Below are 5,528 nucleotides of genomic sequence, written 5' to 3'. Positions count from 1 at the left end.
GGGGGGAGAGCGGTGAACTCGTCCCTCTCACTCGGGCAGCAGCATCCACAGCGCCAGGTAGACCAGCGCCGCACCGCCTCCGGTGACGAACGCGGCGACCACCACACCGGCGCGGACGAGGTTGACGTCGATGCCGAAGTATTCGGCGAGACCGCCGCACACGCCACCGAGCATGCGCTGCGAGCGGGAACGGGCGAAGGGACGGGGACCGGGGGTGCTGTTCTCGAATGTCATGCGACAAGCGTGCCGCCGCGGGCCTGCCGGCCACATCGGGTGACGCCCCGATTCCTACCCTGATCTTTCGTCTCGGGGTTCGTCCTCAGCGGCGCTTGGCGAGCGTCTTCTTGAAGATCACCAGGGGCAGCAGCATCCGGGCGATCAGTGCGACGGCCCACACGATCACCGTCGCGAGGATCCAGGTCGCCGCGCCCCGGATCTGCAGGCCGTCGCTGACGAGCGAGGTGACGATCAGCGCCACCAGCGTCGAGATGAGCGCGCTGCTGCCCAGGAGCGCAGGGGTCTTGGTCACCGCCAGCTGACGCAGCAGGGGGTCGACGAGCATCGCGGCCACGGTGAACAGGACGACGGCGATGACGAAGGCGACGCCGTCGAGCGTCATGCCGGGCAGGACCCAGGCACCGACGAGCAGCGCCAGAGCGTTGGCGAGCAGTGCGACGACCGCGGACGCGAGCAGACGGACCATGCCAGGAGACTAGCCCCCACCGGCCGGGAGGGTGAACCGACAAGCCGACGAGGCGGGCCGGAATCCCGGCCCGCCTCGAGGCGCCGGATCGTCGGCGCGGCGCGAGAACTCGTCAGATGCAGACCACCGCCAGGCCCACGCCCCGCCAGACCTGCGTCTCGACGCGCTCGAACTCGTCCTTGTCGTGGTTGTACCGCATGTCGATCTCGGTGCGGTAGCCCCTGTCGCGCTGTTCGGTGACGTGGCAGTCGCCGGACGCCGTGCCGGCGCGGTTGACCACGCCGTACGGCACGCCCTGCGCCTCGAGCGCGGCCCGGGCGCTGTGTTCGCTCATGCCGACCACGTTCGGAGCCGGCTGGGCCGCCGCCGCGGTTCCGGTGCCCAGCAGCACCGACGCGGCCGCCGCGCACACGGCCGCGGTGACGGAGGTGTGCAGCAAAACCCTTCCACGGCAGGATCTTTCGGGAACGGAGTGGGAAATGCTCGTGGTGGATGTCATGCCTTTCAGCGTGCCGACCGGCGGGCCGGCTCCACATCGGGTGACGCCCCGATCCCTACCCTGATCTTTCGTCTCGGGGTTCGCGCGCCGTGTGCTCCGTAGGATCTGTGCATGGCCGGACCGACGCGTGTGGCGCTCGCCCTGGGCAGCGGGGGTGCCCGCGGCTACGCCCACATCGGCGTGATCGAGGTGCTCGAGGAACGCGGCTTCGACATCACCGGGGTGGCGGGCTCGTCCATGGGCGCGCTCGTCGGCGGGCTGTACGCGGCGGGCAAGCTCGACGACTACACCCGCTGGGCGACGTCGTTGACCCAGCTCGACGTGCTGCGCCTGCTCGACGTGTCGCTGTCCGCGCCGGGCGCCATCCACGCCGAGAAGATCCTCGACAAGGTGCGCGAGATCCTCGGCGACACCCCCATCGAGGGGCTGCGGATCCCGTATACGGCGGTCGCGACGGACCTGGCCGCCGGCCGGTCCGTGTGGTTCCAGCGCGGCCCCGTCGACGTGGCGATCCGCGCCTCCATCGCGATCCCCGGCGTGATCACCCCGTACGTGCTCAACGGGCGGGTGCTCGCGGACGGCGGAATCCTCGATCCGCTGCCACTCGCCCCGATCCTCGCCGCCGGTGCCGACGTCACCATCGGTGTCAGTCTCGGGGCGGAGGAGCGCGACGTCGAGGGCGGCGCCCCGGCCCACGCGAGTGCGGAGCCGCGACCGGTCGACGAGTGGATCGGCCGCTTCCGCCGCAGCGCCGCGCAACTGCTCGAGCGCGACGTCGTCCGCTCGGTGGTCGGTCGCTTCGGCAGCGGGCAGGTGGCACGCAGCGATGCCGTGGAGGACGTGGCGCCCGAGGAGACCGAGGTCGTCGACGATCCGGTACCGGTCCCGAAGCTCAGCCGCTTCGAGGTGATGAACCGTTCGCTCGATCTGATGCAGTCGGCCCTCGCCCGGTATCAGCTCGCCGGGTACCCGCCGGACGTGCTCATCCGCGTCCCTCGCAAGTCGGGACGCAGCCTCGACTTCCACCGTGCGGCCGAGATGATCGCGCTCGGCCGCAGCCTCACGGAGTCCGCCCTCGACGCCGCGGGGCTCGGCGTCGCGCCGGTCGCCGAACCGGCTGACCCGGACACCGGAACCGCCTAGGCTGAGCCGGTGGAGACCGTACCGATCCAGCTGCCGGGCGGCACGACGACGCCGGTCCGCCTGTTTCCCGGTCCGGAACACCCGGCCCGCATCGACGCGCCACGGCCCGTGGTGGTGATCCTGCCCGGCCTCGGCATCCCGGCGGGCTACTACGAGCCCGTCGCCGAGGCGCTCACCGGGCACGGGTTCGACGCCGCGCTCTGCGAGCTGCCCGGGCAGGGCGACAGCCGCCCCCGTCCCGGACCCGACAGCGACTACGGCTACCAGGAACTGGTGGCCGTCGACCTGCCGGCGATGTTCGAGGTGGTGCACGAACGGTTCCTCGACTCCACCCCGTACCTCCTGGGGCATTCGATGGGCGGTCAGCTCGGGGTGCTCTATGCCTCCCGCAATCCCGGACGCCTCGGCGGGCTGATCCTCGTCGCCGCGGGCACCCCCTACTACCGTCACCACGCGGGCATCCGCGGGCCGGGTCTGCTCCTCGGGTCCGCGGCGATGTCGATCACCGCGAGCGTGGCCGGGTTCTGGCCCGGCGATCGGCTCGACGTCGCCGGTTTCGGCCGCCAGTCCCGGCTGCTCATCTCGGACTGGGCGCGCCTGGCCCGCAGCGGACGTTTCGAGCCCCGCGGCGCCGACGTCGACTACGAGCAGCGGCTGGCCGAGCTGAGCCTGCCGGTCCTGTCCGTCACCGTCGAGGGCGACGACATGACGCCCGTCCCCGCCGCCCGGCACCTGCTCGAGAAGATGCCCGCCGCGGACGTGACGACGTGGCACCAGTCCCGGCCGCTGGGGCACAACGGGTGGATCCGCGACAACGCGGACACCGTCGACCGCATCTCCGCCTGGTTGAAGGACCGGTGAGCGCGGCCTCCTACCGGGACAGCATGCGCTCGAGGAACGTGAACGTCAGTGCCGCCTTGAACGCGGCCTGGGCGTTGTCCGCGGCACCGCCGTGCCCGCCCTCGATGTTCTCGTAGTACCAGACCTCGTGCCCCTGTTCCTCGAGCCGGGCCACCATCTTCCGGGCGTGACCGGGATGCACCCGGTCGTCCCGGGTCGAGGTGGTGATCAGGATCGGCGGGTACGCCGCGTCCGGGTCGGTGTTCTGGTACGGCGAGTACTCGCGCAGGAAGGCCCATTCGTCGGGGTCGTCGGGGTCGCCGTACTCGGCCATCCACGACGCCCCGGCGAGCAGCAGGTGATACCGCTTCATGTCCAGCAGCGGCACCTGGCACACGATCGTCCCGAACAGTTCGGGGTAGCGGGTGAGCATCACGCCCATGAGCAGACCGCCGTTGCTGCCACCCTGGATGCCGAGCCGGTCGGCGGTGGTGATGCCGCGCGCGACCAGATCCCGCGCCACCGCGGCGAAGTCCTCGAACACCCGGGGCCGGTTCTCCTTCAGCGCCTGGGTGTGCCACTGCGGCCCGTACTCTCCGCCGCCGCGGATGTTGGCGATCACGTAGGTGTACCCGCGTTCGAGCCACGCCAGGCCCACGCCGCCGCTGTACGCCGGCACCATCGAGTTCTCGAATCCGCCGTAGCCGTACAGCAGGGTCGGCGCCGGGGACGAGGTGTTGCGGCCCACCACGAAGTACGGAACCTGGGTTCCGTCGTCCGAGGTGGCGAAATACTGTGTGACGGTCACGTTCTCGGCGTCGAAGAACGCCGGGGCCTGCTTGATCGGCTCCAGCGGGCTGCCGACCGTGCCGGACAGCAGCGTCGCGGGCACGGTGAAACCGCTGGAGTTGAGGAAGAATTCGTCGCTCTCGAGCGGGTCGACGTCGATCACGGAGGTGGAGGTCGCGGCCGGCACGTCCTCGAGGGGCCGATCGGTCCACCCGTCCGCTCCCGGGGTGAGCATCCGCACCTCGGTCTGCACGTCGCGCAGCGCGACCACCAGCAGGTGGTTCCGCGTCCAGGCGTACTGTTCCAGCGAGGTGTGCGCGTCCGGGGCGAACAGCACCGTCATCTCGCGCGACCCGGCCAGGAACTCGGGGTAGTTCGCGGCCAGCAGGGTGCCCGCCGGATGTCCGAGCCACGGCGACCGGGTCCTGATCAGCAGGTGGTCGCGGTACACGGAGACCTTCGCGTCGTCGGGGGCCTCGATCCGGACGAGCTCCCCGTCGGGCCGCAACTCGAAACGGTGCGACGTGTAGAAGTCGATCGCGCGCTCGACGAAACTGCGCTCGAAGCCGGGGGTGCGGTCGTACCAGGCGGAGACGGCGACGTCGGACTTGTCGCCCTCGTACACCGTCTCGGCCGCGGACAGCGGGGTACCGCGGCGCCAGCGCTTGGCCAGGCGCGGATATCCGGAGTCGGTGAGCGAGCCGTCGCCGAAATCGGTGCCGACGTACACGGTGTCCGCATCGATCCAGCCGATGTCGGTCTTCGCCTCCGGCACCGTGAAACTGTCCGGCCCGTCGACGAACTTCCGTGATTCCACATCGAACTCGCGGATCACGGTGGCGTCGGCGCCGCCGCGCGACAGGCCGATCAGGGCCCGGGACTGGTCGGGCCGCAGCACCTGCGCGCCCGACCACACCCAGTTCTCGCCCTCCGCCTCGGCGACCGCATCGAGGTCGACCAGCACGTCCCAGTCCGGGGCGTCGCGCAGGTACTGCTCCATGGTGGTGCGCCGCCACAGACCGCGCACGTGCCGAGCGTCGCGCCAGTAGTTGTACAGGTACTCGCCGCGACGCCGCGCGTACGGAATGCGCGCGTCGGTGTCGAGGACCTCCCGGATCCGGGACTGCAGCGTCTCGAACGCCTCGGTGCGGGTGTACTCGTCGACGGTGCGGTCGTTGTGCGCGCGCACCCACCCGAGTTGCTGGTCGCCGGTGACGTCCTCGAGCCAGAGGTACGGGTCGTTCGTGTCGTCGGTCATCTGGTGTTCGGCGCGGATACTCCCTCGTGCACGGGGGAGAGAAGGCGCCGTCCTCCTCTCGAGGGGTGTGAGGGTGTCGGGGAAACCTGTCGGTGGGTCCGGTTGGCGTGCCCGGTATGGGGGTCGAGGTGGTGCGCTACAACTACCGGTTGCGGCCGGGCAGTATCGCCGAACATGCACTGATGCAGGAGTGGCATCGTTGCCGATTCTTGTGGAACGAGGCGGTGCACCAACACAAGGCCGGTGGCAGGCCGACGTTCGGGAAGCTGGCCACGCAGTTGACCGAAGCGCGGAAA

At 70.5% G+C, this 5,528-nt stretch carries 6 protein-coding genes and 1 pseudogene; 3 read left to right on the top strand and 4 right to left on the bottom strand.

The genetic code is table 11. The annotated features are described in order from the left end of the window. Nucleotides 1–27: 27 nt before the first annotated feature. The 3 genes from CQZ88_RS14900 to CQZ88_RS14890 all read right to left on the bottom strand — a co-directional run bounded on the left by CQZ88_RS14900 (nucleotide 28) and on the right by CQZ88_RS14890 (nucleotide 1,142). Nucleotides 28–234: a PspC domain-containing protein gene (locus CQZ88_RS14900; protein ID WP_029545293.1), complete on the bottom strand. Its 207-nt coding sequence runs from the start codon at nucleotides 232–234 to the stop codon at nucleotides 28–30. 85 nt (nucleotides 235–319) lie between these two features. After that, nucleotides 320–703, bottom strand: a complete 384-nt coding sequence (locus CQZ88_RS14895) for a phage holin family protein (RefSeq protein ID WP_029545290.1) — start codon at nucleotides 701–703, stop codon at nucleotides 320–322. 112 nt (nucleotides 704–815) lie between these two features. Beyond that, nucleotides 816–1,142, bottom strand: a complete 327-nt coding sequence (locus CQZ88_RS14890; RefSeq protein ID WP_232334171.1) for a PASTA domain-containing protein — start codon at nucleotides 1,140–1,142, stop codon at nucleotides 816–818. A 171-nt stretch (nucleotides 1,143–1,313) separates the two neighbouring features. Between CQZ88_RS14890 and CQZ88_RS14885 the strand changes: the two genes are divergently transcribed. Beyond that, the gene (locus CQZ88_RS14885; RefSeq protein ID WP_029545286.1) at nucleotides 1,314–2,345 is read left to right on the top strand and encodes a patatin-like phospholipase family protein; all 1,032 of its coding nucleotides are present in this window, start codon (nucleotides 1,314–1,316) and stop codon (nucleotides 2,343–2,345) included. A gap of 9 nt (nucleotides 2,346–2,354) precedes the next feature. Then, a complete protein-coding gene (locus CQZ88_RS14880; protein ID WP_006932928.1) occupies nucleotides 2,355–3,206 on the top strand; it encodes an alpha/beta fold hydrolase in 852 nt (283 codons plus the stop codon). A 10-nt stretch (nucleotides 3,207–3,216) separates the two neighbouring features. Here CQZ88_RS14880 and CQZ88_RS14875 read toward each other — a convergent pair whose 3' ends face one another. Beyond that, a complete protein-coding gene (locus CQZ88_RS14875; protein ID WP_255326775.1) occupies nucleotides 3,217–5,412 on the bottom strand; it encodes a prolyl oligopeptidase family protein in 2,196 nt (731 codons plus the stop codon). Here CQZ88_RS14875 and CQZ88_RS31100 point away from each other — a divergent pair. Then, nucleotides 5,349–5,528 (top strand): annotated as a pseudogene (locus tag CQZ88_RS31100) (RNA-guided endonuclease TnpB family protein); the annotation flags it as partial. The gene CQZ88_RS14875 and the pseudogene CQZ88_RS31100 overlap by 64 nt on opposite strands.

Origin of the sequence: Rhodococcus sp. ENV425, assembly GCF_002887785.1 — a bacterium.
GTDB lineage: Bacteria > Actinomycetota > Actinomycetes > Mycobacteriales > Mycobacteriaceae > Rhodococcus > Rhodococcus aetherivorans.
Note: the sequence above shows the minus strand (reverse complement) of the source record. Positions and strands in the feature narration are given on the sequence as shown.

What these genes read in the sequence shown, in the direction of transcription:
- CQZ88_RS14895 (WP_029545290.1), bottom strand. Translation starts at nt 703, where the DNA reads ATGGTCCGTCTGCTCGCGTCCGCGGTCGTCGCACTGCTCGCCAACGCT.
- CQZ88_RS14900 (WP_029545293.1), bottom strand. Translation starts at nt 234, where the DNA reads ATGACATTCGAGAACAGCACCCCCGGTCCCCGTCCCTTCGCCCGTTCC.
- CQZ88_RS14885 (WP_029545286.1), top strand. Translation starts at nt 1,314, where the DNA reads ATGGCCGGACCGACGCGTGTGGCGCTCGCCCTGGGCAGCGGGGGTGCC.